Annotated in this window: 26 protein-coding genes and 1 other annotated feature; of the genes, 1 reads left to right on the top strand and 25 read right to left on the bottom strand. The window is 53.0% G+C overall.

The genetic code is table 11. The features are described from left to right. Positions 1-491 precede the first annotated feature (491 nt). The 18 genes from obgE to J2X61_RS33215 form a co-directional block, all read right to left on the bottom strand. Positions 492-1,793 (bottom strand): GTPase ObgE, encoded by a 1,302-nt coding sequence (obgE, locus tag J2X61_RS33300; RefSeq protein ID WP_274470692.1) that lies wholly within the window; start codon positions 1,791-1,793, stop codon positions 492-494. Between the two features lie 13 nt (positions 1,794-1,806). Beyond that, entirely contained in the window at positions 1,807-2,601 is a 795-nt protein-coding gene (locus J2X61_RS33295) for a Spo0B domain-containing protein (protein WP_310194480.1), read from the bottom strand. A 190-nt stretch (positions 2,602-2,791) separates the two neighbouring features. After that, complete coding sequence (rpmA, locus tag J2X61_RS33290) at positions 2,792-3,103, bottom strand: 50S ribosomal protein L27 (RefSeq protein ID WP_171686887.1); 312 nt, start codon at positions 3,101-3,103, stop codon at positions 2,792-2,794. Positions 3,104-3,107: 4 nt separating this feature from the next. Beyond that, positions 3,108-3,461: a ribosomal-processing cysteine protease Prp gene (locus tag J2X61_RS33285; RefSeq protein WP_310194478.1), complete on the bottom strand. Its 354-nt coding sequence runs from the start codon at positions 3,459-3,461 to the stop codon at positions 3,108-3,110. Positions 3,462-3,472: 11 nt separating this feature from the next. Beyond that, positions 3,473-3,784 (bottom strand): 50S ribosomal protein L21, encoded by a 312-nt coding sequence (gene rplU, locus J2X61_RS33280; protein ID WP_274470696.1) that lies wholly within the window; start codon positions 3,782-3,784, stop codon positions 3,473-3,475. A 12-nt stretch (positions 3,785-3,796) separates the two neighbouring features. Next, positions 3,797-3,884, bottom strand: a sequence feature (ribosomal protein L21 leader region). A gap of 53 nt (positions 3,885-3,937) precedes the next feature. Further along, positions 3,938-5,101 carry an Rne/Rng family ribonuclease gene (locus J2X61_RS33275; protein ID WP_274470698.1) on the bottom strand — a complete coding sequence of 388 codons (1,164 nt, stop codon included), beginning with the start codon at positions 5,099-5,101 and terminating at the stop codon, positions 3,938-3,940. A gap of 24 nt (positions 5,102-5,125) precedes the next feature. Next, on the bottom strand, positions 5,126-6,001 hold the full coding sequence (locus J2X61_RS33270; RefSeq protein ID WP_274470700.1) for a M50 family metallopeptidase: 876 nt from the start codon (positions 5,999-6,001) through the stop codon (positions 5,126-5,128). Next, entirely contained in the window at positions 5,994-6,893 is a 900-nt protein-coding gene (locus J2X61_RS33265) for a M23 family metallopeptidase (protein WP_274470701.1), read from the bottom strand. The genes J2X61_RS33270 and J2X61_RS33265 overlap by 8 nt, the downstream gene beginning before the upstream one ends. A 151-nt stretch (positions 6,894-7,044) precedes the next feature. Further along, entirely contained in the window at positions 7,045-8,193 is a 1,149-nt protein-coding gene (locus J2X61_RS33260) for an FtsW/RodA/SpoVE family cell cycle protein (protein WP_274470703.1), read from the bottom strand. A 7-nt stretch (positions 8,194-8,200) separates the two neighbouring features. Next, on the bottom strand, positions 8,201-8,995 hold the full coding sequence (minD, locus tag J2X61_RS33255) for a septum site-determining protein MinD (protein ID WP_274470704.1): 795 nt from the start codon (positions 8,993-8,995) through the stop codon (positions 8,201-8,203). A 32-nt stretch (positions 8,996-9,027) separates the two neighbouring features. Further along, positions 9,028-9,699 (bottom strand): septum site-determining protein MinC, encoded by a 672-nt coding sequence (minC, locus tag J2X61_RS33250; protein WP_274470705.1) that lies wholly within the window; start codon positions 9,697-9,699, stop codon positions 9,028-9,030. 72 nt (positions 9,700-9,771) lie between these two features. Beyond that, complete coding sequence (gene mreD, locus J2X61_RS33245) at positions 9,772-10,299, bottom strand: rod shape-determining protein MreD (protein WP_310194473.1); 528 nt, start codon at positions 10,297-10,299, stop codon at positions 9,772-9,774. Between the two features lie 13 nt (positions 10,300-10,312). Then, positions 10,313-11,164, bottom strand: coding sequence for a rod shape-determining protein MreC (mreC, locus tag J2X61_RS33240; RefSeq protein WP_274470938.1), 852 nt, complete (start codon positions 11,162-11,164; stop codon positions 10,313-10,315). 47 nt (positions 11,165-11,211) lie between these two features. After that, positions 11,212-12,246, bottom strand: coding sequence for a rod shape-determining protein (locus tag J2X61_RS33235; protein ID WP_274470707.1), 1,035 nt, complete (start codon positions 12,244-12,246; stop codon positions 11,212-11,214). 35 nt (positions 12,247-12,281) lie between these two features. Beyond that, positions 12,282-12,968, bottom strand: a complete 687-nt coding sequence (gene radC / locus J2X61_RS33230) for a RadC family protein (RefSeq protein WP_274470708.1) — start codon at positions 12,966-12,968, stop codon at positions 12,282-12,284. A gap of 110 nt (positions 12,969-13,078) precedes the next feature. Next, complete coding sequence (locus tag J2X61_RS33225; protein ID WP_274470710.1) at positions 13,079-13,531, bottom strand: RrF2 family transcriptional regulator; 453 nt, start codon at positions 13,529-13,531, stop codon at positions 13,079-13,081. Positions 13,532-13,628: 97 nt separating this feature from the next. Next, positions 13,629-14,237, bottom strand: a complete 609-nt coding sequence (locus tag J2X61_RS33220) for a Maf family protein (RefSeq protein ID WP_310194470.1) — start codon at positions 14,235-14,237, stop codon at positions 13,629-13,631. Between the two features lie 26 nt (positions 14,238-14,263). Continuing rightward, entirely contained in the window at positions 14,264-14,506 is a 243-nt protein-coding gene (locus J2X61_RS33215) for a DUF4321 domain-containing protein (protein ID WP_274470713.1), read from the bottom strand. 146 nt (positions 14,507-14,652) lie between these two features. Between J2X61_RS33215 and J2X61_RS33210 the strand changes: the two genes are divergently transcribed. Beyond that, entirely contained in the window at positions 14,653-15,891 is a 1,239-nt protein-coding gene (locus J2X61_RS33210; RefSeq protein WP_310194467.1) for an N-acetylmuramoyl-L-alanine amidase, read from the top strand. 250 nt (positions 15,892-16,141) lie between these two features. Here the strand turns inward: J2X61_RS33210 and J2X61_RS33205 are convergent, their stop codons facing one another. From J2X61_RS33205 to J2X61_RS33175, 7 genes are all read right to left on the bottom strand, one after another. Continuing rightward, on the bottom strand, positions 16,142-16,282 hold the full coding sequence (locus tag J2X61_RS33205) for a hypothetical protein (RefSeq protein WP_310194464.1): 141 nt from the start codon (positions 16,280-16,282) through the stop codon (positions 16,142-16,144). Between the two features lies 1 nt (position 16,283). After that, entirely contained in the window at positions 16,284-17,642 is a 1,359-nt protein-coding gene (locus tag J2X61_RS33200; protein ID WP_310194462.1) for an SPOR domain-containing protein, read from the bottom strand. 156 nt (positions 17,643-17,798) lie between these two features. Further along, positions 17,799-19,187 (bottom strand): UDP-N-acetylmuramate--L-alanine ligase, encoded by a 1,389-nt coding sequence (gene murC / locus J2X61_RS33195; protein WP_274470718.1) that lies wholly within the window; start codon positions 19,185-19,187, stop codon positions 17,799-17,801. A gap of 7 nt (positions 19,188-19,194) precedes the next feature. Further along, entirely contained in the window at positions 19,195-20,571 is a 1,377-nt protein-coding gene (locus J2X61_RS33190; protein WP_274470719.1) for a bifunctional folylpolyglutamate synthase/dihydrofolate synthase, read from the bottom strand. A gap of 70 nt (positions 20,572-20,641) precedes the next feature. Continuing rightward, positions 20,642-23,311 (bottom strand): valine--tRNA ligase, encoded by a 2,670-nt coding sequence (locus J2X61_RS33185; protein WP_274470720.1) that lies wholly within the window; start codon positions 23,309-23,311, stop codon positions 20,642-20,644. Between the two features lie 524 nt (positions 23,312-23,835). Beyond that, complete coding sequence (locus J2X61_RS33180; RefSeq protein ID WP_310194457.1) at positions 23,836-24,921, bottom strand: LysM peptidoglycan-binding domain-containing protein; 1,086 nt, start codon at positions 24,919-24,921, stop codon at positions 23,836-23,838. Positions 24,922-25,032: 111 nt separating this feature from the next. Then, positions 25,033-25,917 carry an RluA family pseudouridine synthase gene (locus J2X61_RS33175; protein ID WP_310194454.1) on the bottom strand — a complete coding sequence of 295 codons (885 nt, stop codon included), beginning with the start codon at positions 25,915-25,917 and terminating at the stop codon, positions 25,033-25,035. Positions 25,918-26,104: the final 187 nt, after the last annotated feature.

The following is a 26,104-nucleotide window of genomic DNA, read 5'->3' as shown; positions in this document are numbered from 1 at the left end:
AGCTTCGGCGCGCGCGGCAAGGTGCCAGCCCGCTTCGGAGCTGCGCCCTCACCGCTGGGCTGCAGATCCCTCGGCCGGCCGGCTAACGGACACAGTGGGCCTTATTCGGCGCGATACGGCCGCTCGATAAATCCAACGGACACACGCGACGCTATTTGCCCGTTTCTGCGCGATTTCGCCTCCGAAATCGGCAAATAAGGGCTCCGGTGTCCGTTAGAGTTATCACGGCCCCAATCTCGCGCGATTAGCGGCCGTGGTGTCCGTTAGCTTCGGCGCGTACGGCCCAAGCGCCAGGCGCCGCCCCCGGAGCTGCGCCCTCACGTCGCCTGCCCGCCTCCCGTCACTCACGCTGCTTCTCGCACACTCGCTCCCCTCGCCCTCGCCCTCGCGCCGCCCGCCGCGACTCGCGCGCCTTTTGTGCCCCCTCCCGCGGCCACAAAAAAAAGGCGTCCGCAGCCATTTACACGGCTTGCGGACACCCTCTATTGATGCTATTGCTTCTCATCAAATTCAAAATCAAAATCGCCGATCTGGATCGTTTGCCCGTGCACGGCGCCGCGGTTACGCAGCTCCTGATCGATCCCCATGTTACGCAGAATGCGGGCGAAGCGAGCCACGCCATCCTGCGTGCTGAAATTCGTCCGCTTGATCAACTTCTCGATCGATGGACTTTCGACCACGAACACGTCGTTGACGCGGCGAATGGTATAATCATTCTCCTCGCGCTTCTCGTAGCGGTACACCTTGCGTTCTTCCGTCTCAGCCACAGCCTCGACTTCCGGAGCTTGCGGAATGCTTTCCACAATATCGGAAATCTTGTACAGCAGCTCCTGCACACCCTCGCGAGTTAACGCCGAGATCGGGTAGACTTCGTACTCGCTGCCGGCCGCGGCAAGCTGCTCCTTGAACAAGGCCAGATTCTCCTCCGACTGCGGCATGTCCATCTTGTTGGCCACAACAATCTGCGGACGCTGCTCCAGCTTCGCGTTGTAAAGTCTCACTTCCTCATTGATCTTGAGGAAGTCCTCGTAAGGATCGCGGCCGTCCGCTGCGGACATGTCGACCACGTGCACGATCACGCGTGTCCGCTCGACGTGACGCAGGAACTCATGACCGAGACCCACGCCTTCATGCGCGCCTTCGATCAAACCAGGCAAGTCCGCCATGACGAAGCTGCGGCCATCTCCTACATCGACAACCCCCAGGTTCGGGGTCAGGGTTGTAAAATGGTACGCGGCGATTTTGGGCTTGGCCGCAGACACAACGGACAGGAGCGTAGATTTCCCCACGCTAGGGAAACCGACAAGACCGACGTCCGCCATCACTTTCATCTCGAGCACAACCCAGCGCTCTTCGCCTTCTTCGCCGTTCTCGGCGATTTCCGGCGCCGTGATGCGCTGCGTGACGAACCGCGTGTTCCCGCGTCCGCCGCGTCCGCCCTTGGCTACGACGACTTCTTGCCCATGACGCGTCAAGTCCGCGATAATCTCTTGCGTATCGTCGTTAATAATCGTCGTCCCCGGCGGAATACGAACGATCATATCTTCCGCATTGGCGCCATGCATAGACTTATTGCGCCCCTTCTCGCCGCGGGCCGCCTTGAAATGCTTCTGATAGCGGAAATCCATCAGCGTGCGAAGACCCTCGTCGACGCGGAAGATCACATCGCCGCCATTGCCTCCGTCACCGCCGGCAGGACCACCCTCCGGGACATACTTCTCGCGCCGGAACGCTACGAGTCCGTCGCCGCCGTCGCCGCCTTTTACAAATACTTTCGCTTTATCTACAAACATCTCTGCACCTCAACTAAACCGAGACCTCGACCTTGCGGTCAAGCTCCCTATATGATGTATGAAACGGCAGCTTGATGGTAACAGCCGCTTCATCCTCTTGCCAATCCGTATGCTCCAGCACATAGGAACTGACGTTCCCAGGGAAATTCTCATGAACCGCCTTCTCAAGCAGGTCCCGTCGATATGGACCTTGATAGACGAAATCAAGCAGCAAGCCGTCTTCCTGAATATCGAACTCCAAGCTCAGCTTCCCGCTTTCATCCTCGCCGGCTGCTGCATGCCGCTGTACACACGCAACCGTCTGCCTGATCAATCGTTCAATCAATCCGTCACGTAATGGAAGCTGTCCCAAATTGATTTCCTGATCCAGAGCAACTTCCAGCTCCAATGACTTGGACTGCACCCGGAACAGCAGCAAGTAAGCGATCAAGGAGGGGATACCCAACTTGGACAGATTGCTTTCCTGCTGCATCGTCATTTTTATTTTTTCCATATACGGCTGTAAATTATCAAATTTCTTCAATTGTATGTAGCCGAACAAGATTTGCGTGTCGTTCATCCAATCATGACGCAGCCTGTTGATGACTGCTATCAAATTTCTCTGAGCAAGCCCTTCCTCACTCCGGTACTTATCGCTCCACTTCTCTTCCACGCGGCTTACTTCCAGTTTGAAAGCTGTATAACCGCATATCACCACGATCAAAAGCAATGCGCCCCTAACGACCCAAGGCTCTAAAAAGACCAGTCCCGTTAAACCAATGAGCACAAGTGCCAACAAATAAATCTGTGTGCTGCCTACTCGTTTCATCCCTCGTCCGCTCCGTTCTCCCCTGCTATGTAACCGTTCATTCAGTATAGCATGGCCATCTTGCAAACGTCACCAAACAAATGAGAAAACCTCCGCCCTTGGCCATCCGACAAGCAGCGACCGCGATTAGAGGTTGTCGTCATAGTAGGAAAAAATCCCTGACGGGCTCATCGCTCGCCAGGGATTCTCATTACGCTTCTAGTGCTGCAGCCACAGGAGCTACATCAACTGGGTATACGCTCACTTTTTTGCGATCGCGGCCCAAACGCTCGAATTTCACTACGCCTTGTACCAAAGCGAAAAGTGTATCATCCGAACCGATGCCCACGTTCGTTCCTGGGTGAATTTTCGTACCGCGTTGGCGATAGAGAATGCTTCCCGCAGTAACGGTTTGACCGTCAGCACGTTTAGCGCCAAGGCGCTTGGAATGGGAGTCACGTCCGTTCTTCGTGGAACCTACACCCTTCTTGGAAGCGAAAAACTGGAGATCCAATTTCAACATGATGTTATCCTCCTTCGTGATAGATTGTTTCAATCGTTATATAGTCACCGTAATTGTCTGCAATGGTTTGTAGCATGACGACCATAGATTCCAGAATCACCTGGATTTTGTTCCAATTCTCCGTTACGGTACGAGCGCTTTCTGGAATGGTAACATCCATAAACCCTCGCTCCATGTCGTGAATGGGAATGACACCCGTGAGCGATTCAATCGAATTATAAGTACCGAACGTTACCGCCGATACCGCAGCGCAGACCAGGTCTTTGCCAGGTACGTCATATTCAGCATGGCCTTCCACTACAAAAGATACAATTTGAGGTGAATCCGGTAGTTGACGCTTTATGGTCACGTAGATCATAAGGCAGCCGCTTACGCTTGGATTTTCTCAACTACAACTCTTGTGTATGGTTGACGATGACCTTGCTTTTTGTGATAGTTCTTTTTCGCTTTGTACTTATACACGATAACTTTCGCGCCTTTGCCGTGTTTCTCCACTTTCGCGGAAACTGCAGCACCGGATACCAATGGAGCACCTACAACAACGCCGCTCTCTTTGGATACCATAAGTACACGATCAAAAGAAACAACTTCACCTTCAGCTGCGTTCAATTTCTCGATGTATAGAACATCGCCCTCTTGAACTTTGTACTGCTTACCACCTGTTTCAATAATTGCGTACATTTGCATGACCTCCTCATGTCTCAGACTCGCCTTGTCCAGGTGACGGTCAGGAGCTATACCTGTCCGTTCTTAAACCCGTTTCGCGCGGTTACAGCATGCCTAAACAACACACTTCGAGTATTATATCACACGTACATTCTTATATGCAATGTTTTATTTGCGCTTTCGTGTCATTTCCAGCAGCCCGAGCTTCGTCCATCCGACAACGATCGTTTTGGAACGGTCTTTACGGACGGCCTGCGTGATGTTTTCCATGACCGCTGCGCGGTTCGTTTCCGATGCCATATCAATAAAATCAACAATAATGATGCCCCTGATGTTCCGCAAGCGCAGCAGCCGCGGAATCTCGGCCGCCGCCTCCCGGTTAATGTCGGTCACGGTCTGTTCGAGATCAACGGAACCGGTGTACCGGCCCGTGTTCACATCAATGACCGTCAGCGCTTCGGTTTGATCGATGATCAAATATCCGCCGCTTGGCAGCCAAATCTTGCGTCGGAAGCTGACATTCAGCTCCTCTGTCACACCGAACTGATCGAATAACGGGACTTTGCGGTCATAAAATGCGACGCGGCCCCGCCAGCTCGGATGCTGCTTGCGCAGCAGCAGCTTCATTTCTTCATACACTTTGGCATCGTTCAGCCATACTTCGTTCACATCGGCGGTTATGACATCTCTGGCCAAACGCGGCAGCAGATCCAGGTCTTGATAAAGCTGCTGAGGTGCTGTAGCCTGTTTCATTTTGGAGAGAATCGTTTGCCATAAATCCCGCAAGTTCTGCAAATCGTCACGGATCGCTTCTTCGCTTTGGCCGAGAGCGCCCGTCCGCAGAATGACGCCTTCGCCGGGAAGCAAATTGCCTTCGGCCAGCTGTTTAAGGCGCTGCCGTTCGGTTTCCATATCAATTTTGCGGGAAATAGCGATGTAGTCGGCGTCTGGCATGTAAACGATCCAACGTCCCGGGATGGAAACATGCGTCGTTACTCTTGCGCCTTTGGTGCCTTGCGGTTCCTTCGTTACCTGGACCATGAAGGTTTGCCCTGGTTCGGCGAGCTCCGTGATGGAGGGTTTGATCTTAGGCTGCTTGTCCATATGGACGGGGAGGAGATCGTCTATATAAAGAAAGGCATTCTTCGCTAAACCGATGTCGACGAATGCCGCCTGCATGCCGGGAAGTACGTTGACGATGCGACCCATGTAGATGCTGCCTGCCCGCTTGGAATCAAGCGGATACTGCGAATCATACTCCACAAGCCGCCCCTCTTCCAGCAATGCCGCTTGCGTAAGCTCCGGTGCGCAGTGAATTATAAGTTGCTTCATACACGTTTCACCTCAAAGGTTATTTTACATGAAAAGATCGGAAACTGCACTCCCCGGTTTTTTTCCATCCAAATAACCGCTCACCAATTGCTGCTCGGGCAGAATGGCTTGTATGCGTCCCGCCTCGTTGACAATGTAGATCAAATGATATTTCTCCCTCATAAAAAGCTTGAGCGTATCCGCCATCGTCCGCTGCTTCGTAATTACAATCGGCTGTGCCAGCGTGCCGCGGCTGAGCAGCCTACTGACACGGCTGCCCCGGCCAATCAGAAAGCGAAAGAAATGATACGGCATCTGACGGTACGCATACCAATTGGAAACAAGCAGGAAAATGCCGATGACCAGGATATTGAGCGGGAGCTGCCCGCTGGCCAGCTGGATGACGGCCATCACGATGATCGCGAAGCTTAAGAACATGGAAATCCAGACCGTATACAGAATCGTATTGTGATAGGATAACAAATACCCCAGCAGGGACTGCATAATTTTGCCCCCGTCGAGCGGCATGACCGGTATCAGATTGAACAATAGAATCATGAGATTGGCTTCGATGAAATAATCCCACCACGTGCCTGCACCAATCTCCAGCATTTTCATGAAGTAAGCGAGAAGAATCATCCATACATGCTGAATCGGCCCTGCAACTGCCACGACAAGTTCTTCCCAGGTCGGCACCGTGCCCAGCTCGTCCACAACGAGCACACCGCCGAATGGGAGCAGCTGCACTTCCTTGACGCGCCACCCTAGGCCGTTGGCGGCAGTCAGATGACCCAGTTCATGAACGAGCACGATACCGAACAGCGTGATGGCTTCCAGGAAATAGCCCGTCAAGGCGGAGCCGATCATGACGAGCGTGAATAAAGGATGAAACCGGTAAGTGGTGCCGAACAGTCTAATCAAAGGAAATCACATCCGTCGGATTGACAGGACGGCCGTCCCTCGTGAACGCCACATACAGCGTCCCTTTGACCGGATCCTTCTTCGATGCCTTGCCGATCGGCTCCCCTACTTTCATCCAATCCCCCGCTTCAACGCTCGCTTCTCCCAATCCCCCGTACAGCGATTGCAAACCGCCCGGATGGCGGATGATGACCGTAAGGCCCGTATCGGCCGCCACGCCGGAGAATATGACTTGTCCGGTATCCAGGGCATAGACAGGCGCATAATCCTGCGTATTCAGATTGACGCCAAGCTGGTTAGTCCCATCGAACGGCTTCATAACAGTTCCCTTGACAGGCGCATACATCGTCCGCTTCGAAGTGCTGACTCTGACCGCTTCATCACCTTCGCGATTGAAGCTGGGAATGAACGAGGGCGCGCCGCCGAACCGGTTCTCATACCAATTGGAAAACGCCGTGAAATTATAAGATTCGGTCAGGGAAGCCGCCACGAACTGCTTGCCTTTGTTCGCCCACGGCTCATTCAGTTGAAACATGCCGTACAACGCAGCGAACAGCATGCAGCTGACAAGCAGTTTCATCGCTATTTTACGCGGTGACGGAGGGGCAAACAGACCTCTCTCGCCATCCGGATCGTACGCATCGCCGCCAAGCGTCTTATCCATCCGCACCTTCTGCTTCCAAGCGTATTCCGGGTCCTCCAGCTCCAGTCTTCTCTTCCAATCTGAGTCCACATAGAGCGGGAGCTCCGGCTGCTGCCGGGGAGGTGCGGCTTGATCCAGGGACCGCGTTGCTCTCGCCGGACTTCCATTCAGGCTGGAATTATCCGCTGCCTCGCGCAAATGGCGAAGGCGTTCTAACCGCCGTTGTTTCACTTTATCTTTGACTTCCATGGAAGCCCCCTCCTGTACATAGTCTTCAGAGTCGTACGAGCTAAGCTTGCTTAGTACAGCCTATGAGAAGAAGGACAAGATTATGTGAATATACGAAAAAGCCCGCTGGCTGGGGACCAGGGGCTTCCTTATGCGTGTACCATGAAATCCGTTAAAACAATTCGAGCTCGCGTTCCTGATGCAGCTTCACGCTCATAACGAGGCCGAGCGAAAGCATATTGATGAGCAGGGACGTTCCTCCGTAACTGACAAAGGGCAGCGTAATCCCCGTCAAAGGCATGATGCCGATCATCATACCGACATTTTCGAAAATTTGAAACACGAACATGGACACGACGCCGACAACGATATAAGCTCCGCTAAGCTGAGTGCTTTGGATGGAAATCAGAATCATGCGGTAAATAAGCAAGAAATAAATGAGCAGCAGAACGGCCGATCCGCGGAACCCGAACTCTTCTCCCACAACGACGAAGATCGAATCCGAATACGCGAACGGAATAAAATTACTGTGCACGGAAGTCCCCTTCAGGAAGCCCTCGCCTTCCAGGCCTCCGGACCCGATCGCCCGAATCGCGTTCCGCACCTGATAGCTGTCGTCATCGGTAACGTTCTGCGGGTAGAGATACGTATCGATCCGGTCCATCCAGTGGCTGAAGCCGTACCCTTTGAGCGCCTCGAATAAAGGATCGTGGAACGTCTTATAGAGCGTCAGCAGCAAAAAGCCCAACCCTGCCAGCACGACAATACTCACGAGCACATGCGTATATTTAATGTTGCCGATCCAGAGCATCCCAAGCAAAATGATCACGAAAATAATCGCATTCCCCAAGTCCGGCTGAATGAGGACCAGGATGAACGGCAGCAGTACAGCCCCGCAGACTGGGATCAAATCGTTCTTGATTTGCAGCAGGTCGCCGCCTCTTCGAGCCAGCAGCGCCGTCACACAGATAATCAGGATCAGCTTGACGAGCTCCGCCGGCTGGAAGGTCAAACCGCCCGGAAGCTCGAACCAGCCTCGGGCACCGTGGATTTTTTTGCCGAAGAAATAAACCGCAATTAGGGACACAATACCGATGCCATATAAGAAAGGAGCAATTCGAATAAGTACGCGATAATCGAACATGCTGCACGCCAGAAAAGCGACAAGGCCGACGGCATACAGAATAAGAATTTTGGAAATCGAGATGACGATCGACGGATGATCCACCGACGCGCTGTAGACCGTCATTGTGGAGATGATCATGAAGGCAAACAAGATGACAACAATAGGAATATCGATCTTTTTCAGTTTGGCAAGCACAGCTCGATCATCCTATTCCGATAAACTTTTTCATGCGTTTGACCCAGCCAGTCTTGTCTTCCAGCTGCATGAGAGGAACCGTATCCCCTAAGATGCGGCGCGCCACGTTCCGGTAGGCAATCGCCGCGCGCGATGAAGGATTCATTACGGTCGGTTCGCCTGCATTGGCCGCTTTGATGACATGCTCGTCATCGGGAACTATGCCAAGCAAATCGATGGCAAGCACCGAGCAGATTTCATCGATGTCCAGCATCTCGCCCTTCTTCATCATCATCGGACGAATCCGGTTAATGATCAGTTTGGGCGCGGTAATTTTCTCATTCTCCAACAGTCCGATAATCCGGTCGGCATCGCGCACGGCGGCATTCTCCGGAGTGGTGACGACGATCGCCTTATCGGCTCCGGCCACCGCATTCTTGAAGCCTTGCTCAATGCCTGCCGGGCAGTCGATAATGACGAACTCGAAATCTTTCTTGAGTTCAAGAACGATATCCTTCACCTGCTCCGGCGATACCGCATGCTTGTCCTTCGTCTGGGCTGCCGGCAGCAGGTATAACTCCTCGAAGCGCTTGTCTTTGATCAAGGCTTGCTGCAGACGGCAGCGTCCTTCGGCGACATCGACCAAATCATAAATGATCCGGTTCTCAAGCCCCATCACAACGTCCAGATTGCGCAGCCCGATGTCGGTATCCACCATGCAAACTTTTTTCCCCAAAAGCGCCAATGCTGTTCCAAGATTTGCTGAAGTCGTTGTTTTACCAACGCCACCTTTTCCAGAAGTAACAACGATTGCCTCTCCCATATGTTCTCACCCCACGCGCATTTTTCTAGTATTCAATCTTGCTTTCCATGGACATTCGGATCCGGCCAAAGCCGGTGAAGCTGATGCAGCTTGTCGATTTCCATCTTGCCGTCCTTCACATAGGCGAATTCCATGAAGGCTTCGTCAATCCCCCACTCATCCGGAGAACGGCTAATGATCCCGGCAATTCGCAGTTGAGTCGGACGCATGTGCGATGCGGCGATAATCGCCTTATCGTCACCGTCGATACCGGCATGCGCCATGCCGCGAAGCGACCCCATGATGTAGATGTTGCCCGTTGAGGTAATCGTTCCTCCCGGATTCACATCGCCTAGATATAGTAAATCACCCTCATGATGGAGGGTTTGTCCTGAGCGAATCATTCCTTTAAGTGTCGTCATTGTGACAGCAGGCTCTTCCGCAGCTGCATCCTTGCGCGGCTCGCTTTCGATCGACTGAATGAGCAGGTTGCCCTTCTGCTTAATGACGGATCGGATTTCTTCTTTTTGTTCCTCGGTCGCTTCCCGGCTGCCTAATTTCACATGAACATGTATGATCGGACCGGTCAAAATCTGCTGATGCGTCTTCTCCAGCTTGTGCTGCAGCTCCTTCAGCAAATCCTGCCATTCGCAGGCATCGTTAAGCAAAAAAACAAGGCCATCTTTGACCCCTTTTATCATCACATGGTGCTTGGTTACGGACATAGTTCATTGACAACCTCCCAACCTATACATTTCGGCTCATGTTCCTGAATTTCCTGCTAACCGCTTGGAAATTTAATCTTCGCTATTCGCAGGCACGATCCGCTTGCCTTCGAGCAGCTTGCGAATCGGGACGTAGCAAATCAAAGCAAATAGCAGATTGAACAGGACGCTCGGAAGCATGTAATGGGTGAGAGCAAATTGCAGATCGATGTCAATTAACTTGAACAACCGGTTGATTCCATAGTTAATGAGCTCAAATACGAGCAAACCGACTCCGGTTATGAGCAAATTGTAAAAAATCAGGTTAGGCTGTCTTCGCTGCGCAAGTCCGGCCAAATACCCCGTCAGGCCCATCCCGAAGGAATAAACGCCGAGCATTGCGCCGTAATAGTTGAAATCGTTCAAAAGACCGAAGATCAGCCCATAAATCAATGCGGAATGACGATGATGAAAAAGTCCGATAAACATAATAAAAACGAGTGTAAAATGGGGGGTCACATGCACGCTGGCTTGCCAAGAAGACGGGATCAGCCAAACCATAATCGTGCCTTGCAGGACGAACAATCCCAATAGAATGAGCCACAGCAAATGTCGAGTCACGTAACGGCTCACCTCATTTCACTTCCGGAACTTCGACGACGAACACTTCACGAATGCGGTTGAAAGAAGCCTTCGGCTTCACCATCACCTTATACGTGATGCCGAATTCCCCGGGACCTATAGAAGAAATTGTTCCGACTTCAATCCCTTTGGGAAATACTTGTCCCAAGCCCGATGTAATAATCGTATCCCCGACTTTCATATCGTCGGCATGCTCCACCTTATTCATCACAAGCTCGCCTGTTTTGGGATCAAAGGATTCGATCATCCCAAACGGCTGATTCTCATTGCCCTTCACCGTAACGGCGATCGCCTTGGAATTGTTGTCGGTGTCCGTAATCTCGGTCAACAATTGTACGTTGGAATGGAAGCCGAACACTTTGCTCACACGGCCGACCAAGCCGTCGACGGTCATCACCGCCATATTCTCTTTGATGCCGTCCTTATCGCCTAAATTAATAGTCACCGTGCTGTTGTACGGATCCGGGTCGATCGTTACGACCTCGGCAATCCGGTACGTATACACGTTAGCCTGACGCTGACGCTCCGTAAAGCCGAGGGCTTCCATCAGGCGCTTGTTTTGCGACTCCAGCTCATTCAGGCGCTGCGTATCCCGCGCATACTGCGTCAAGGTCAGCTTCAAGGTCTTGTTTTCCTCGTAAATGACACTGAGCTGCCGGATATCCTCGAAGAAACCCGCCACTTGCGCAGCGGGCTTATAGAAGAGTCCTTGCGTCCACGATACCGTATCTTTGACAAATTTCTCCGGCCATGTCATCGGTACCCGGGGGCCCAGCGTTAATCCCATCAATATAAAGAAGCAGACTAATCCGAACATCAGAAAAATCAGCCTCTTATTTCCCATGAATTTAAACAAAGTAAGCACACCTTCTAACGAATTTTAACGCAATTTTAACGCTTATATCGTGTACTTGAGCCAGACTTGTTCTTGAATAGATGAATGTTCTCGAGCGCACGTCCGGTTCCGATTGCCACGCAATCCAGCGGATTCTCGGCCACTAGCACCGGCATGCCGGTCTCTCTCGCGAGCAAGCGGTCCAAATTGCGGAGCAGTCCGCCGCCGCCGGTCAGCACGATGCCGCGATCCATAATATCCGCCGACAATTCGGGCGGACACTTCTCCAGCGTCACCTTCACCGCTTCGACAATCGCATTCACCGTATCTGTGAGAGATTCGGTAATTTCATCGGAAGTGACGCTCATCGTTTTGGGCAAACCGGAGACGAGGTCACGTCCGCGGATCTCCAGCGTTTCGGGCTTGTCCATCGGAAGAGCGGAGCCAATTTCCATCTTAAGCGTTTCTGATGTGCGTTCCCCAATCATCAGATTGTATGTACGTTTAATGTATTGAATAATGGCTTCGTCCATTTCATCTCCGGCGATTCGGATGGAACGGCTCGTCACGATGCCTCCGAGCGAGATCACGGCAACCTCTGTCGTACCGCCGCCGATATCGACTACCATGCTGCCTGTCGGTTCCCAAACCGGCAGGTCCGCACCGATGGCAGCTGCGAACGGCTCCTCAATCGTATAAGCTTCGCGCGCTCCCGCTTGTTTGGTGGCGTCTTCGACGGCGCGTTTCTCAACGGCGGTGATGCCGGAAGGCACACAGACCATCACGTTGGGATGCCGCTGAAACAACCAGCGCTGCTTCTGGGCTTGCCGCAAGAAATAGCGAATCATCGTTGAGGTCGTGTCGAAATCTGCAATAACGCCGTCTTTCATCGGGCGGATCGCACGGATGTTGCCCGGCGTCCGGCCGATCATTTTTTTCGCTGCGTCTCCGACAGCTTCGATTGTTTTTGTATCCGTACGCAGAGCAACCACGGAAGGTTCTCTGACGATTATGCCTCTGCCTTTTACATATACCAATGTATTCGCGGTACCCAAATCAATTCCTAAATCTTTCGTAAAGCCTCCGAACATGGCAGTTACTCCTTTCCTATTGCCAACCTATTATATTACATAAAGCCTTGTTCCTTCAAACTTATGAATCTCTGATCACCAATGATAACATGATCCAGCACTTCAATTCCAATGATTCTTCCGGCTTCGACCAACCGGGCTGTCAATTGGATATCTTCCGGGCTTGGCGTCGGATCGCCGCTTGGATGATTATGTACACAGACGATAGATGCACTGCTCCGTTTGATGGCTGCGCGGAAAACTTCCCGGGGATGCACGATGGACGCATTCAAGCTGCCCATGGACAGCGTCTCCTGCGCAAGCACGTGATTTTTCGTATTGAGAAACAAGCAAACGAAGTGCTCTTTCTGCAAATAACGAAGATCCTCGCTAACGAGACTGGCGATATCCTTCGGAGAGCGGATCGTCATCCGGTCGGTCAATGCGCTCTTGGCCAGCCGCCGTCCCAGCTCGATGCCGGCCATAATTTGCAGCGCCTTGGCATTGCCGATCCCTTTGATCTCCTTGAGCTGATCAATGCTCATATCCACCAGGCTGCGCAACCCTCCGCATTCGCTCAATACGCGGTCGGCCAACCGCACCGCAGATTCGGCAACCGTCCCTGTTCGCAGCATAATCGCCAAGAGCTCCGCATGACTCAGCGCCTCGGCTCCATAATGGAGCATTCGCTCCCGCGGTCTCTCCGCAAGCGGCACTTCACGCAGCAATAAACGTTCTTCCATCAATTCCCCTCTTTCCTCCTGTAGGTTGTGTCACTTGTTCGCATCCCATTCATATGGGATTAGCCCGTTAAACGGCACAAAACCCTCGGATGGGTTAGATCCGAGGGCTTCTAGGACAATTGCTCATTATTCGTTTGTGTACATCCGAAAGCTTTCACTTTCTCCAGCATGCTGCCGATTGTATAACCATCGAAGTACGTTTCCATTTGCTTCTCGGCGTCGGTGAAGATGTTGCCCATCACCTTATCCATCTTGGATGAAATCATACAGGCATTGTTCTTCTCATCGCCGGAGCACCAACTAGGCTTCAAGGAGCCGTGGCACGTCAACCTGTAGATCTCACCGAGGGTGACCTCGTCCGGATTCTGGCAGAGGATGAAACCGCCTCCGATGCCTTCCTTCGTAGAAACGTAGCCTGCTTTGCGCAGAAAGCCCATCACTTTACGGATACGAGCTGAGTGCGTAGATACATTCGCAGCAATTTCTTCACTGGTTGCCATATGATCGGGCAGATTTGCGAGAAATACGAGACTATGGACGGCTATTGTAAATTCGCTGTTCATGGCCAATCCTCCCTGATGAATGCGAAGTCATGTCGCTTACTGTCATTGTAACCGTTACAGATAGCACAGTCAATGTGTGAAAGTCTGGAGGGCGGCCTTACAGCACCTGAATGTCGAAGTTCAGCAGCAAATCGCTCAGCAAAAACAGCGGTAAGCCTACCACGGTGAAATAATCCCCTTCAATGGACTCCACAATGGTCGCGCCGATCCCTTGAATCGCATACGAGCCGGCTTTGTCCTTCGGCTCCCCGGTTGCAATGTAGCGCCGAATCTGCTCATCCGACATGGCTTTCATCCGCACGTGCGTCACACTGTGTGAGACGACTTCCCGGCCCGTCGCCGCGTCGACACAAGCCACTCCGCTGTATACTTGATGCGTCGTGCCCTGCAAGGCTTGCAGCATCCGGAAGGAATCCGCTTCATCCACCGGCTTGCCAAGCACCTCATCATGCAGAACGACGACGGTGTCCGACCCGATGATGATCCCATGCTTGTCGGCGGCATCCAGCATTTCCCTGACGGTTGACGCTTTGCGGATGGATAAAACTTCTACAAGCTCCGCCGGCGTTATTTTTCCTTCTACGGTCTCATCCGCGTCGCTCACCCGAATGATATAGGGTAGTCCAAGCGCTTGAATCAACTCCTGCCTCCGCGGCGAGGAAGAGGCAAGGATCAATCTTTGTTTATGGTTAAGGGTATGGCTCAACGGTAACAACTCCTAGGTTCAGATTATTATAGCTTGCGGTATAGGAGGAAGGCTCCTACCAAGCCAAGAATGCTGCACAAGTTTAGTCTCACCACAAGGTGGAGCTCATATTTCACGACTTGCAGATCCGCCTCGGGATCCCACGTAATCGCGACCGATTTGGTCAAGAACGATAGAGCAGGCACAGACGCCAGCAGCTGGCCGATGATAATCCCGGTAATTAAGCCGATGATCAGAAAAATGATGAGCGTGAAGGTGCCTTTTTTCAATTGCTGTCATCCTCTCTTCTATGTACAAGCCCTATTATACGAGCATGTTCTAATTTTTGCCATGACAAATATGGTCCATGGTGTTTCTTACCTGCTTACAACCCTGACCGATCCTAGTAAGATAGTTTAGTGGAGGTATTTCAACAATGACTTTACTCAAAAGACTTGTCCTGTTCACCTTGCTTCTAACCTTTGCATTCCCTTACCAAGCTTTCGCTTACAAAGTCGTCATCGATGCCGGACACGGCGGGAGCGATCCCGGAGCCATTGGTGTAAACGGTTTGCGGGAGAAAGATGTCAACCTGGACATCTCGCAAAAGCTGCGGGACGAGCTCACCGCTCGAGGCTACGAGGTCGTCATGTCGAGAACCGACGACACGTACTGGTCGCTCGCTCAGCGCGTAGCCTACACCGACTCCCTGCAAGCGGATTTATTCGTATCCATTCATGCCAACTCGCATCCGAACAGCGCAGTGAAAGGTTCCATGGTGCTGTATTACGACAACGATTACCCGCAGGAAGACTATCCGGCCAGCGATAAAATGAAGCAGCTCACGCCATACAGCAAAGATTTGGCGCAGCATGTTCTGGATTCGCTTGTGTCGGCTGCCGGAACCAAAAACCTGGGGCTGGTGCCGAGCGCGGTTTATGTGGCCCGCATGGGCAGCATTCCCAGCATTCTGGTGGAAACCGCATTCCTAAGCCAGTCCGGCGACGCAGCTATGCTGGCGGACGATGCCGTCCGGGCGAAAATGGCTGTCGGCATTGCGAACGGCATTGCGGCTTATTCCCCTCCGCTCTTCACGGACACCCTCGGACATTGGGCCAGAGAAGCGATTGTGCGCATGAAAAATAAAGGCGTCATCGAAGGCATCGCCAACCGGTATGAGCCCGACCGCGCTTTGAAACGCTCCGAGTTTCTCGCCTTGATGGACCGCACGTTCTCCTTCAACAAGCTTGAAGCGGCTTGCGCGCCGAGCGGGACCGTCACCTCTTCGGTTTACAGCTGCTCGGAGGGAACTGCCAAGTACAAGGACTTGCCTGCAACTCACTGGGCAAGCCCGCTATTCGCCAAAGCCCAGAAGTTGAACCTGCTCCAGGGCTATGCCGACGGGACGATTCGCCCCGACCAGCCGATCACGCGAGGCGAGGTGGCCTACCTCTTCGATCGTCTCCTCCAGCTATCGGCCAAAACCGGCAGCCAAAGCGCAGCTCCTAAGGCTTCATTTGACGATGTGCCTGCTGCACTATGGAGCGCGAAAGCGATCTATGCATTGAAGCAGAAAGGCATCATCAACGGCATCACCGATACGTCGTTCCAACCTGACCGAACGATGACGCGTGCGGAGATCGCCGCCTTGCTGGACCGTTATTACGCCAAATAGGAGCCCTCAATGACGAGCGGAACGCCGCCAAGCACGGCAAAAAGCCTTCCCGAGATTTCTCTCGGGAAGGCTTTTTTGTGGAGCCCGATGCCCGGGGATCCGGGACTCGGGACCGGGACCGGTGCACCAACATAGGCACCGGCACCGGCCGGCTAACGGACACTGCGGCGCTTATTCGGCGGAAAACGGCCATTTGGCCATTGTAACGACACCAGAACCGCTATTTACCGGTTTCGGCGCGATTTCGCGCTTAGATCGGCATAATAAGGTCTCCGGTGTCCGTTAGCTTGGATGCAAGCCCATTGTCCCACGAATAGCGGCTGTGGTGACCGTTAGCTTCGCCAAGTGCATCCAACAAAGCTTCATAAGCTCTGTCGGAGCACTGCATCATCCTAGGAGGCCACGCTAATCTTCTTGAGCAGCTCCTTCTGCGCCAGGATGTATTGCATCATGGAAGTTTGGGCCTGCCACAGCATCGCCGTGGAAGGCGATTTTTTGTATTCATCCATAGACTGCACGGCGCTGTTCAAGGAAGCAGTCATTCTTTGCACGATTGGCTTGGAATCGTCGTTTAAGCCTTCGTTCAGCGCAGCCGTCAGGGTGGTTAAGTTTTGATGCGAGGCGTGAATGGCTTGCAAGGAGCTGTCCGAAAGCGCCGTCGGCTTCGTTTCCGCAAGATGAATGATGGCCAATTCATTGATCGTCCCCACCAGCTTATCCCCCTCGGCAATAAAGGAAGGGACCGCTTCCGGCTTCGACCCGCCCCAGCGGATGCCCGCAGCTGCCGGGATATCCAGGCTTTTGACATACACCTCGATCGTCTTGTCCGCCGTTTGGACCTGCTGCCTGAGGGTAGTCGCATCCTCTTTGCTTTTCGCAAATCCCACAAAAACAGTAGGTTTATCCGAAGCATCGAGCGCGGAAGCCAAGCCTTTCTTCCTCAGCGTATCCTGAATTGCTTGAGCGCCCTGCAAGGAGCTGAAAACGCCGTTTTGCAGGAAATTATAGGATTTGGCTGGAATCTGTACAGGGGTCACAGCTCCCGCCGCGGCCGGAACCGTGGTTCCTTGATCCGTTCCCGTTGAGGCAGTACCGCCCGGGGCCTTGGACGTTCCGCCCGATTGAACGTTCGATGTCGGCAAGGCGATTGTATTTTTGCCGGAAGCCGGATCCGCCTTCTGGCCATCCGAAGAAAACATGGATAGGACGAAGAAGCCGAACGCGATCCCCGTTACAACAGCTCCCGCTACCGAGGTGGCAATGCGAATCCAGGGTGTGCCGCCCGATCGGGCATATCTCGGCCCTATTTCTTCTTCGATATAAGGACCTTGCTGCGTCCAAGTTGACCATTCGTCGCGATTGCGTTCGGTCACCGGCTCCGGCCTATGCGGTGCGGGCGGCGGCGTCTCCCGGCTTTCCTGCTGCTCCCGCACGGCCTGGGATTCGCGAATGATTCGTTCCACCCGCTCCCCTTCCGTCTCAAACTGGCTCGTCCAGCTCCCGAAATCCGTCGTGAACGTATTCAGGGCATGCGGTTCAAACAAGCTTTCGACTTGTTCCCGCTCCGCCTGATGATAAGGCGTAACTCCTTCCTGCTGGCGTGAATCTCTATTTTCGCTGTCTATGACTTTGAATTCTTCCTGATAGAGAGGGATGACCTTCTCTTCCGGACTCGGCACCCGCGTTCCTTTGCGTCCGGCATCCGCAGCTTCCTTGCCGTCAAAACGATACGTGATTCTTGCTTTACTCATGCCCATTTCACTCCTCATCATCTGTATTTGGAAACGGTCCTGCCGTCTTCTTGTCCAAATCTTCTGTTACTAGATTATGATTGAGAGAGTTGAAATATGTTCGCTTGGCACAAAAAAAGACCGCCTACAGCCAATTGGCATGCAGCGATCTTTCTTCTAATCGTTCGTCTCGTATTTCTTGCGCAGTGATTTTGCCAACCCGTCGGCCGCTTTCCATATATCGCCGGCTCCCATCGTCAGCACCAAATCTCCCGGCTGCACGCATTCGATCAAATAGGTGAGAACCTCATCCCGCGTAGCGATATGCCGCACGTTCGGATTGCTGTTGCTCTTAATCAACTCTACCAGCTTGGCTGAGTCTACGCCTTCGATCCGCTGCTCGCCCGCCGGCGAATAAATGTCCGTAATGATGACCTCGTCCGCCTCATCGAAAGACCGGCTGAACTGCTCGAACAAATAATACGTTCGCGTGTAACGTTGAGGCTGGAACACCGCTATGATTCGTTTGCCCGTAGCTTTGGCAGCGGAGATGGTCGCTTGAATTTCAGTCGGATGATGTGCGTAATCATCGATGACCAAAATATTTTCGACTTCTCCGAGCACCTGGAATCTGCGCTTGGCTCCGCGGAACTCCTGAATCGCTTCGGCAATTTTGCTGAAAGACAGGCCCGCTTCCAAGCAAGTGATTAACGTCGCGAGTGCGTTATAAACGTTGTGCTTACCCGGAACGGACAAGGAAATTTGGCCTAGTGCCGCTCCCTTGCAGTGAACGGTAAAAGTCACTTTCCGGTCGCCTAACGTAATATCGCTGGCCACATAGTCAGCATCGGTTTCTATGCCGTACGTGACGACTTCGCTTTGAATGGACGGAATCATTTCACGCAAGAAAGCGTCATCTTGGCAAACGATCGCTTTGCCGCCCGGGCGCACTTGCGAGAGGAACTGCTTATAAGCTTTCTTCAAGTTCTCGAAATCGCCGTTATAGTTCTCCAGATGATCCGCTTCGATATTATTGACCAGGGCAAGCGTCGGATGGTATTGCAGGAACGTGCCGTCGCTCTCGTCGGCTTCCGCGACCACGAATTCGCCTTTGCCCGCTTTGGCGTTGCTGCCCACATTCATAATTTCCCCGCCGATAATATAGGTCGGATCCATACCGCAGATCTCCATGACCAAGGCGATCATCGAGGACGTCGTCGTTTTGCCGTGTGCTCCGGCTACCGCAATGCCTTTGCGCTCATTCATGAGTCTGGCCAGCATTTGGGAGCGGTGAATGACCGGAATGTTTAATTCTTCCGCTGCTTGCATTTCCACATTGTCTTTGGACAAGGCTGTCGAATAGACAACCAGATCCGCACCCGATACGTTGCGGGCTTCATGCCCGATGAAAACCTGCGCACCCTTGGCTTTCAATTTCTCCGTTAACTCTTGGTGTGCCAGATCGGAACCGGAAATCCGGTATCCCATTTCAAGCATGACTTTGGCAATAGCACTCATGCCGTATCCGCCGATGCCTATAAAATGTACGTGTTCAGCTTGACTCACGCCGTTCTCACCATCCTTTTTCAGAATCGGTTTGATAGGTAATCCAAGAACGAACATCAGAGATTAAATACAGCGTGCCGGATACGACCGCCAGATCATCCTGCTCAGTTCTGCTTGTAAGGATTTCCAGTGCCTGCTTCCAATCTGGCTCCACGACGATATCCACCTGACGGTTCATATCATGGAGCAGCTCACGTGCCAGGTCGGCAAGCAAGGAGGCATCCCCTTTTTTATGAAAATCGGGTTCCGTCAGAATAAGAGTATCCACCAATGGTAGTATATGCCTGAGGTAGCCCGTATGATTCTTTGTCGAAAGCATTCCCATCATAAGGTGAAGCTTCTTGTAGCTGTATACGGTTTGGAGTGCGGCAGCCAGTGTCGCAGCCCCTTCCGGATTATGCGCGCCATCGAGCAGAATGCGCGGCTCGTTCGAGATCATCTCGAGACGTCCGGGCCAACGGGTCTCTTTCAACCCTCTGTACAAGTCCTCATCATCTACGATAAGGGCGTAGTATTGTCGCAGCACCTCCAGCGTCATCACAGCCGCAGCGGCATTTCTCAACTGATGCTCGCCATTGAGGGAAATCGGCAATCCGGGAATCGGCCGGAAAGGCCCCCGGAAATCGAAGGTTTGAAGATCCAGCTCGCTTGTGACATTGGAGAAGTCGAATTGCTGCCCCAGCGTGTACAAGGTTGCCTTCTTCTCTTTCGCCTTCTGCTCGATAACGCTCAAGCCTTCGTGAGGCTGCGCTGCAGTAATGATCGGAACGCCTGATTTGATAATTCCGGCTTTCTCCGCCGCCACCTTCTCGATCGTATCTCCCAGAATCTCCATATGGTCATGGCCGACGTTAGTAATGACGGTTACGACCGGATTGACGATGTTCGTGCTATCCAGCCTTCCCCCCAGGCCCGTCTCCCATACCACATAATCGGGATAAGCCACTTTGCCGAAATACAGGATCGCCAGCGCCGTGGAAATTTCGAACATGGACGGAGCGCCGAGCTCCGTTTCGGCAATCTCGTCAATGACAGGCTTCATGTCATTAACTAATCTTAGCAGTACGTCGTCCGGAATATCCTCACCGTTCACTTGGATACGATTCGTATACTTCTCCAAATACGGGGACGTGAACGTCCCCACATCATAGCCGCACGCCCGCAAGACGGATGTTAAATATGCGCAGGTAGAGCCTTTGCCGTTCGTTCCCGCCACATGAATGAATTTCAATCTGCGTTCGGGATGTCCGAGCTTCTCCATCAGCATCTCCATGCGCGCTAACCCTGGTTTGATGCCAAGCTTTTCCATCCGGCCCACAATCCAGGCAATCGCCTCTTGCGCGCTCTGGAATGCGTCCGGATGATTGTCTTTGATTTCGTTCATCGATCTCATCCTCATTTACTATATGAATCACCTTGTATGCGTAACTAGGCAATCGTTGGTTTTGCGAAAATTATGCTTGTAATTCCGCTAATCGAGCAATCACTTTATCCCGCTTATCCGCATAATCGGCAAGCTTCGCTTTCTCTTCCTCGATGACCTTCGCAGGCGCCTTGGCGACAAAGCCTTCGTTGCCCAGCTTCTTCTCGATACGGGCCACTTCGCCGTGCAGAGTCTGCAGCTCTTTGTCCAGCCGCACCAGCTCTTGCGCGATGTCGATCAGCCCGGCCAGCGGCAGGAACAGCTCTGCGCCTGTGATGATCGCCGTCATCGCTTTGTCAGGGGCCGCCATGTCGGCATTGATTTGCAGCAAGGACGTGTTGCAGAAGCGTTTCAAATAGTCTTCGTTACGCTGCAGAATAGCTTGCGTTTCGACGCTTGCCGGTTTGATCAGCAGCTCTACCTTCTTGCTCATCGGCACGTTGACTTCGGAACGGATGTTACGCACGGAGCGAATTGCGTCCATAAGCAGCTCCATCTCGCGCACCGCATCCGGGGATTCGAACGCCGGGTTCTCCGTCGGCCAGGATGCGAGCGTGATCGTTTCGCCTTCATGCGGCAGATGCTGCCAAATCTCCTCGGAGATGAACGGCATGAACGGATGGATCAGGCGCTGCGTGCGGTCGAGCACATAAGCGAGGACGGACTGCGTCTTTCTCTTCGCAGCGGCATCCGTGCCGTACAGGCTCAATTTGCTGAACTCAATGTACCAGTCGCAGAGATCGTCCCAAATGAAGTTGTACAGCAAGCGTCCGGTTTCACCGAATTCATAGCTGTCGATGAGACGGGTAACATCGCGCACGGTTTCGTTCAAACGATGCAGAATCCAGCGGTCCGCCGTACCGAGCTCGCCGGACAGATCGATGTCCGCTGCCGTTACGCCTTCGAGATTCATCAGCGCAAAGCGGGAAGCATTCCAAATCTTGTTGGCGAAATTCCGCGCCTGCTCGACGCGCTCCCAACGGAAGCGGAGATCCTGCCCCGGCGTGCTGCTGGTCGAAATCATATAGCGCATCGCATCGGCGCCGTACTTCTCGATAACCTCCAGCGGGTCTACGCCGTTGCCGAGCGATTTGGACATTTTGCGGCCTTCCGAGTCGCGTACGAGACCGTGCATCAGAACGTCTTTGAAAGGAATTTGGTCCGTGAATTCGAGCGCCGTGAAAATCATCCGGGCTACCCAGAAATAAATGATATCATATCCCGTTACTAGAACATTCGTAGGATAGTAACGTTTCAAGTCCTCCGTATCGTTCGGCCAGCCCAATGTGGAGAAAGGCCATAGCGCAGAGCTGAACCATGTATCCAGTACATCGTTATCCTGCTTCAGGTTCGTGCTTTGGCAGCTGGAGCAGGCATGGGCATCCTCGCGCGATACGGTGATATGGCCGCAATCCGCACAATGCCAAGCCGGAATACGGTGACCCCACCATAGCTGGCGGGAAATACACCAGTCGCGTACGTTCTCGATCCAGTTCAGGTACGTTTTCTCGAAACGGTCCGGTACGAAGTTAACGCCTTTGCCCGATTTCTGCGCTTGAATCGCTTGATCGGCAAGCGGCTGCATCTTCACGAACCACTGCGTGGACAAGTACGGCTCGATAACCGCGCCGCTGCGCTCGCTGTGCCCTACCTGGTGAACGTGCTCTTCAATTTTGATCAGAACGCCTTGTTCTTTGAGGTCGGCCACGATTTGCTTGCGGCACTCGAAACGGTCTAGGCCTTGGTAAGGGCCCGCGTTCGCATTCATCGTACCGGATTCGTCCATAACGAGAATTTGCGGAAGATCGTGGCGCTTGCCTACTTCGAAGTCGTTCGGGTCGTGCGCAGGCGTAATCTTCACTGCGCCGCTTCCGAACTCTTTCTCTACGTACTCGTCGGCAATAACCGGAATCTCGCGGTTAACGATCGGCAGCAGCAGTTTCTTGCCGATCAAGTGCTGGTACCGCTCATCCTTCGGATGTACGGCAACAGCCGTATCGCCGAGCATCGTCTCTGGACGCGTCGTCGCGACCGTGATGGCATCCTGGCCGTCCGTCGTTCTGTAAGTCAGGTGGTACAGGGCGCCTTGCACCTCTTTGTATTCAACTTCGATGTCGGATAGGGCGGTGCGGGCGGCAGGATCCCAGTTAATAATATAGTTGCCGCGGTAGATTAACCCTTTCTCATAGAGCGAAACGAAAACTTCGCGAACCGCTTGGGACAGTCCTTCGTCGAGTGTGAAGCGCTCACGGGAGTAGTCCAAGGAGAAGCCCATCTTGGCCCACTGCTCGCGAATCGTATTGGCGTATTGTTCTTTCCATTCCCAAACTTTCTCCAGGAATTTCTCACGGCCGAGGTCGTATCTCGTTTGCCCTTGCTCGCGGAGCTTCTGTTCAACCTTCGTTTGCGTTGCTATACCCGCATGGTCGGAGCCTGGCAGCCATAGTGTGTCAAAGCCCTGCATCCGCTTCGTGCGAACGAGGATGTCCTGCAGCGTGAAATCGAGCGCATGCCCGATATGCAGCATCCCGGTCACGTTAGGAGGCGGAATCACGATCGTGTATGTTTCCGCGTCCGGACGGCCGCCCGCCTTGAAGAACTCGTTCTTGATCCAGAAGTCGTACCACTTGCGCTCCGCTTCTTTCGGATCGTACGTCGTTGGCATTTGCAATTGTTCTTTGGTTTCATTTGCTTCGGTCATAAGTTTACCTCCATCACTGTTATCGCTGTTGAATCGGCTCTGGGAGCCTGTAATTAATCTTGGACACCGGTAAAATCAAACAAAAAAAGCCCTTCGCCCGCAAAGGACGAAAGGCTTGCTTCCGTGGTACCACCTTTATTCCGCACAGCTTCAATGATGAAGCGCACGGCTCTCGAACAGATAACGGCTGCGGCCGGCAAATGCTAAGCCTGCGACCCTTCGGGCGCTTGCATCACATTCACAACTCCAGGGCGACTTCGTTCGGTTGCTTCCTATGGAACCTTTCAGCGCTGCAGTTCCACTCTCTGAAGGGCATTCCGCCTACTACTCCCTATCGACGTTTCCAATATTACTCAAAATGGTTTACATCATATGATATCGAACATTTGTAACTGAGTCAATATATCATTCCAGTATTACCGATTATACATAAAATATGCTTCAAGTTGAAAGATGTTCCCCACATAGAATAAGAGCCCCCGGCCGTTATCACAGCCGGAGGCTCTTGCCTATGTATCGGTACATTATCTTGGGAGATAAATGACCTGCCCGATAGAAATCTCCTGATCGCTCAGCCTGTTCAGGAGCTGAAGCTCGCGCGGATTGATCTGATAACGCTTGGCGATCGACTCCAGCGTGTCTTCCTTCTGCACGATGCACATCTTCAGCTTGCGGAATTCCTGCGAATTCTCACTGCTCTGCAGGAATAGACGCTTCCATTCGACCGCATCTATACGCGACTCCTCGGCGAGCGCAGCCTGGGCTTCTTCTTCAGACTTCCGCTTATCCGCGAGGTACGAGCCTGCCTTGGACAGCAGGGATTTGATGCCGTACGGGTTAATCTCAACAGCCTCGTTGGCCTTTTTACCAAACGCAACTTTAAGATCCTTCTTCTCTTCCGTAACCACCGTGCTCTCCGAATGGGGGCTCACCTTCAATTCTGTTTGTTCGATCTCCACAACGACCGATCCGCCGTCATCATCTTCCTGAACGGCCGGCGGCGCAAACTGCGGCTCAGGCGTTTCATACACAGGTGCCGGCGGCGGCTGGGACACTTGCGGCTGAGACTCGACCTGAGGCTCGATCTGGGGCTCGACCTGAGGCTCGGGCTGCGGAACCGGCGGAATGTAAGGCGTCTCTTGAATCGGCTCTACGGGTAAAGCGGCCGGAGGTTCGTTCCGCGGATAGTCGACTTCGTGCACGAACGTTACTTCCTCTTCCTCCCGCCAGCTCTCTACCGGAGCCGAAACGATTTCCACACCCTGCAGCGACAGCACACCGGTTACATTCAAGCTTCTCGCCGACAGGAGATCAATATCGAAATTTTCGATCTCCACTTGGATATCCTCGACGCGATGAATGCGATTCAAGGGCAGCGTGATCTCGACAGGAATCAAGTGCTCGAGAAGCCGCGGCGGCCCCCCTTCTTCACTGGCATAGTTGCCGGATAGCTGCAAATTCCCTTTCAGTATCGCTTGATCATCCAAAGTAAGCACCTGAATGTGAGGAACCAATTCCACATCGTTCAACTCTTGTATCCCCGCCAAATCTTCTTGCAGATGAACGCGCTCGTAGATATCGAATCTCAGACCTGGTTGTTGTTCAGACACCGGATTAATCCTCCCTTCCATCAAACCCGGATGCCGGAGGGCATTCTCGGATTGTTGGGCCATTTACTTGTTTGTCTTTCTAAGTATATGGGTGGGAAGGGCCAGGCATGACTACATTTTTGACTTGTCAAGCAGCTGCTGCAAATCTAGCGGCATCGGCGCATGAATCTCGAGCCGCTGCCCTGTGACGGGATGCTCGAAGGTCAGCCGCTCTCCGTGCAGCGCTTGGCGGCCGATTAGACGGGACGAGCCCCCGTACAAGGTATCCCCGACAAGCGGATGTCCGAGATAACTCAAATGCACCCGGATCTGATGAGTGCGGCCGGTGTCCAGCTCCAGCTCAACGAAGGCCGCATCCTTCATCTGGCGAAGCACGCGGTAGTGCGTCAAAGCCTGATCGCCGCCCGGAGCGACCCTCCGCTTGCCCGCATGATGGCGGTCCTTGGCGATCGGCTTATCGATCGTTCCCTGCTTCGCCCGGAATACGCCTTGCGCTATGGCCACATAGCGTCTATCAATGCGCTTCTCGCGCATCGCTTCGTCCAACAGGACATGCGCCCATTCATTTTTGGCATATAAAACGGCTCCCGTCGTATCTTGATCAAGACGATGAATGTGACGCACGGCGCAGGCTTGCCCTGTCGATTCGTAATAATAGGCCACGGCCGAAGCCAATGTCCCGCCTTGACCCGCTTCCGCAGGATGAACCGACATCCCCGCCGGCTTATCTACGACCAGGCAGAAGTCGTCCTCATAGAGAATTCCGATGTCGCGGTTCTCAGGCCGAAACGACGCTTCTTCCTTCGGAAACAGATGAAGCCGGACGATACCGTCTTGAACCCGGATCAGGTTCTGTGAAGCCAGTCTCAGAAAATATTTCTTCGGAACCGGCAAGCAGGCCGCCAATTCTTCCACTGCCCCTGGCTTCAGCGGCTTCCATGCGTCATTCGGGACTTTCAATTCCAGCCATTCTCCGTTTCGTTTCCACTCGGTCATCGGCGCATACCTTTGCGGAACGATAGGACAATGCCTGCCAAAATAAGTAGAAACAAGAATGTTATTGCCATAAGATCTATAGGAAAATCAAAAAAGTAGTATCGTTTCATGAATCTATAACTCCTTAAGGATATTGGGGACGTACACTTTATTTTAACAATTACCAATATCAATTGCATGCAAAAAT

This window comes from Bacillus sp. 3255 (genome assembly GCF_031456485.1).
GTDB lineage: Bacteria > Bacillota > Bacilli > Paenibacillales > NBRC-103111 > Paenibacillus_E.
The sequence above is the reverse complement of the archived record's forward strand: the minus strand, read 5'-3'. Positions and strand labels throughout refer to the sequence as shown.

Coding starts and splice junctions, on each gene's coding strand:
- obgE (WP_274470692.1), bottom strand. CDS start 1,793: ATGTTTGTAGATAAAGCGAAAGTATTTGTAAAAGGCGGCGACGGCGGC.
- J2X61_RS33295 (WP_310194480.1), bottom strand. CDS start 2,601: ATGAAACGAGTAGGCAGCACACAGATTTATTTGTTGGCACTTGTGCTC.
- rpmA (WP_171686887.1), bottom strand. CDS start 3,103: ATGTTGAAATTGGATCTCCAGTTTTTCGCTTCCAAGAAGGGTGTAGGT.
- J2X61_RS33285 (WP_310194478.1), bottom strand. CDS start 3,461: ATGATCTACGTGACCATAAAGCGTCAACTACCGGATTCACCTCAAATT.
- rplU (WP_274470696.1), bottom strand. CDS start 3,784: ATGTACGCAATTATTGAAACAGGTGGTAAGCAGTACAAAGTTCAAGAG.
- J2X61_RS33275 (WP_274470698.1), bottom strand. CDS start 5,101: ATGAAGCAACTTATAATTCACTGCGCACCGGAGCTTACGCAAGCGGCA.
- J2X61_RS33265 (WP_274470701.1), bottom strand. CDS start 6,893: ATGGAAGTCAAAGATAAAGTGAAACAACGGCGGTTAGAACGCCTTCGC.
- minD (WP_274470704.1), bottom strand. CDS start 8,995: ATGGGAGAGGCAATCGTTGTTACTTCTGGAAAAGGTGGCGTTGGTAAA.
- minC (WP_274470705.1), bottom strand. CDS start 9,699: ATGTCCGTAACCAAGCACCATGTGATGATAAAAGGGGTCAAAGATGGC.
- mreC (WP_274470938.1), bottom strand. CDS start 11,164: ATGGGAAATAAGAGGCTGATTTTTCTGATGTTCGGATTAGTCTGCTTC.
- J2X61_RS33235 (WP_274470707.1), bottom strand. CDS start 12,246: ATGTTCGGAGGCTTTACGAAAGATTTAGGAATTGATTTGGGTACCGCG.
- radC (WP_274470708.1), bottom strand. CDS start 12,968: ATGGAAGAACGTTTATTGCTGCGTGAAGTGCCGCTTGCGGAGAGACCG.
- J2X61_RS33225 (WP_274470710.1), bottom strand. CDS start 13,531: ATGAACAGCGAATTTACAATAGCCGTCCATAGTCTCGTATTTCTCGCA.
- J2X61_RS33210 (WP_310194467.1), top strand. CDS start 14,653: ATGACTTTACTCAAAAGACTTGTCCTGTTCACCTTGCTTCTAACCTTT.
- J2X61_RS33205 (WP_310194464.1), bottom strand. CDS start 16,282: ATGATGCAGTGCTCCGACAGAGCTTATGAAGCTTTGTTGGATGCACTT.
- J2X61_RS33200 (WP_310194462.1), bottom strand. CDS start 17,642: ATGAGTAAAGCAAGAATCACGTATCGTTTTGACGGCAAGGAAGCTGCG.
- J2X61_RS33190 (WP_274470719.1), bottom strand. CDS start 20,571: ATGAACGAAATCAAAGACAATCATCCGGACGCATTCCAGAGCGCGCAA.
- J2X61_RS33185 (WP_274470720.1), bottom strand. CDS start 23,311: ATGACCGAAGCAAATGAAACCAAAGAACAATTGCAAATGCCAACGACG.
- J2X61_RS33175 (WP_310194454.1), bottom strand. CDS start 25,917: ATGACCGAGTGGAAACGAAACGGAGAATGGCTGGAATTGAAAGTCCCG.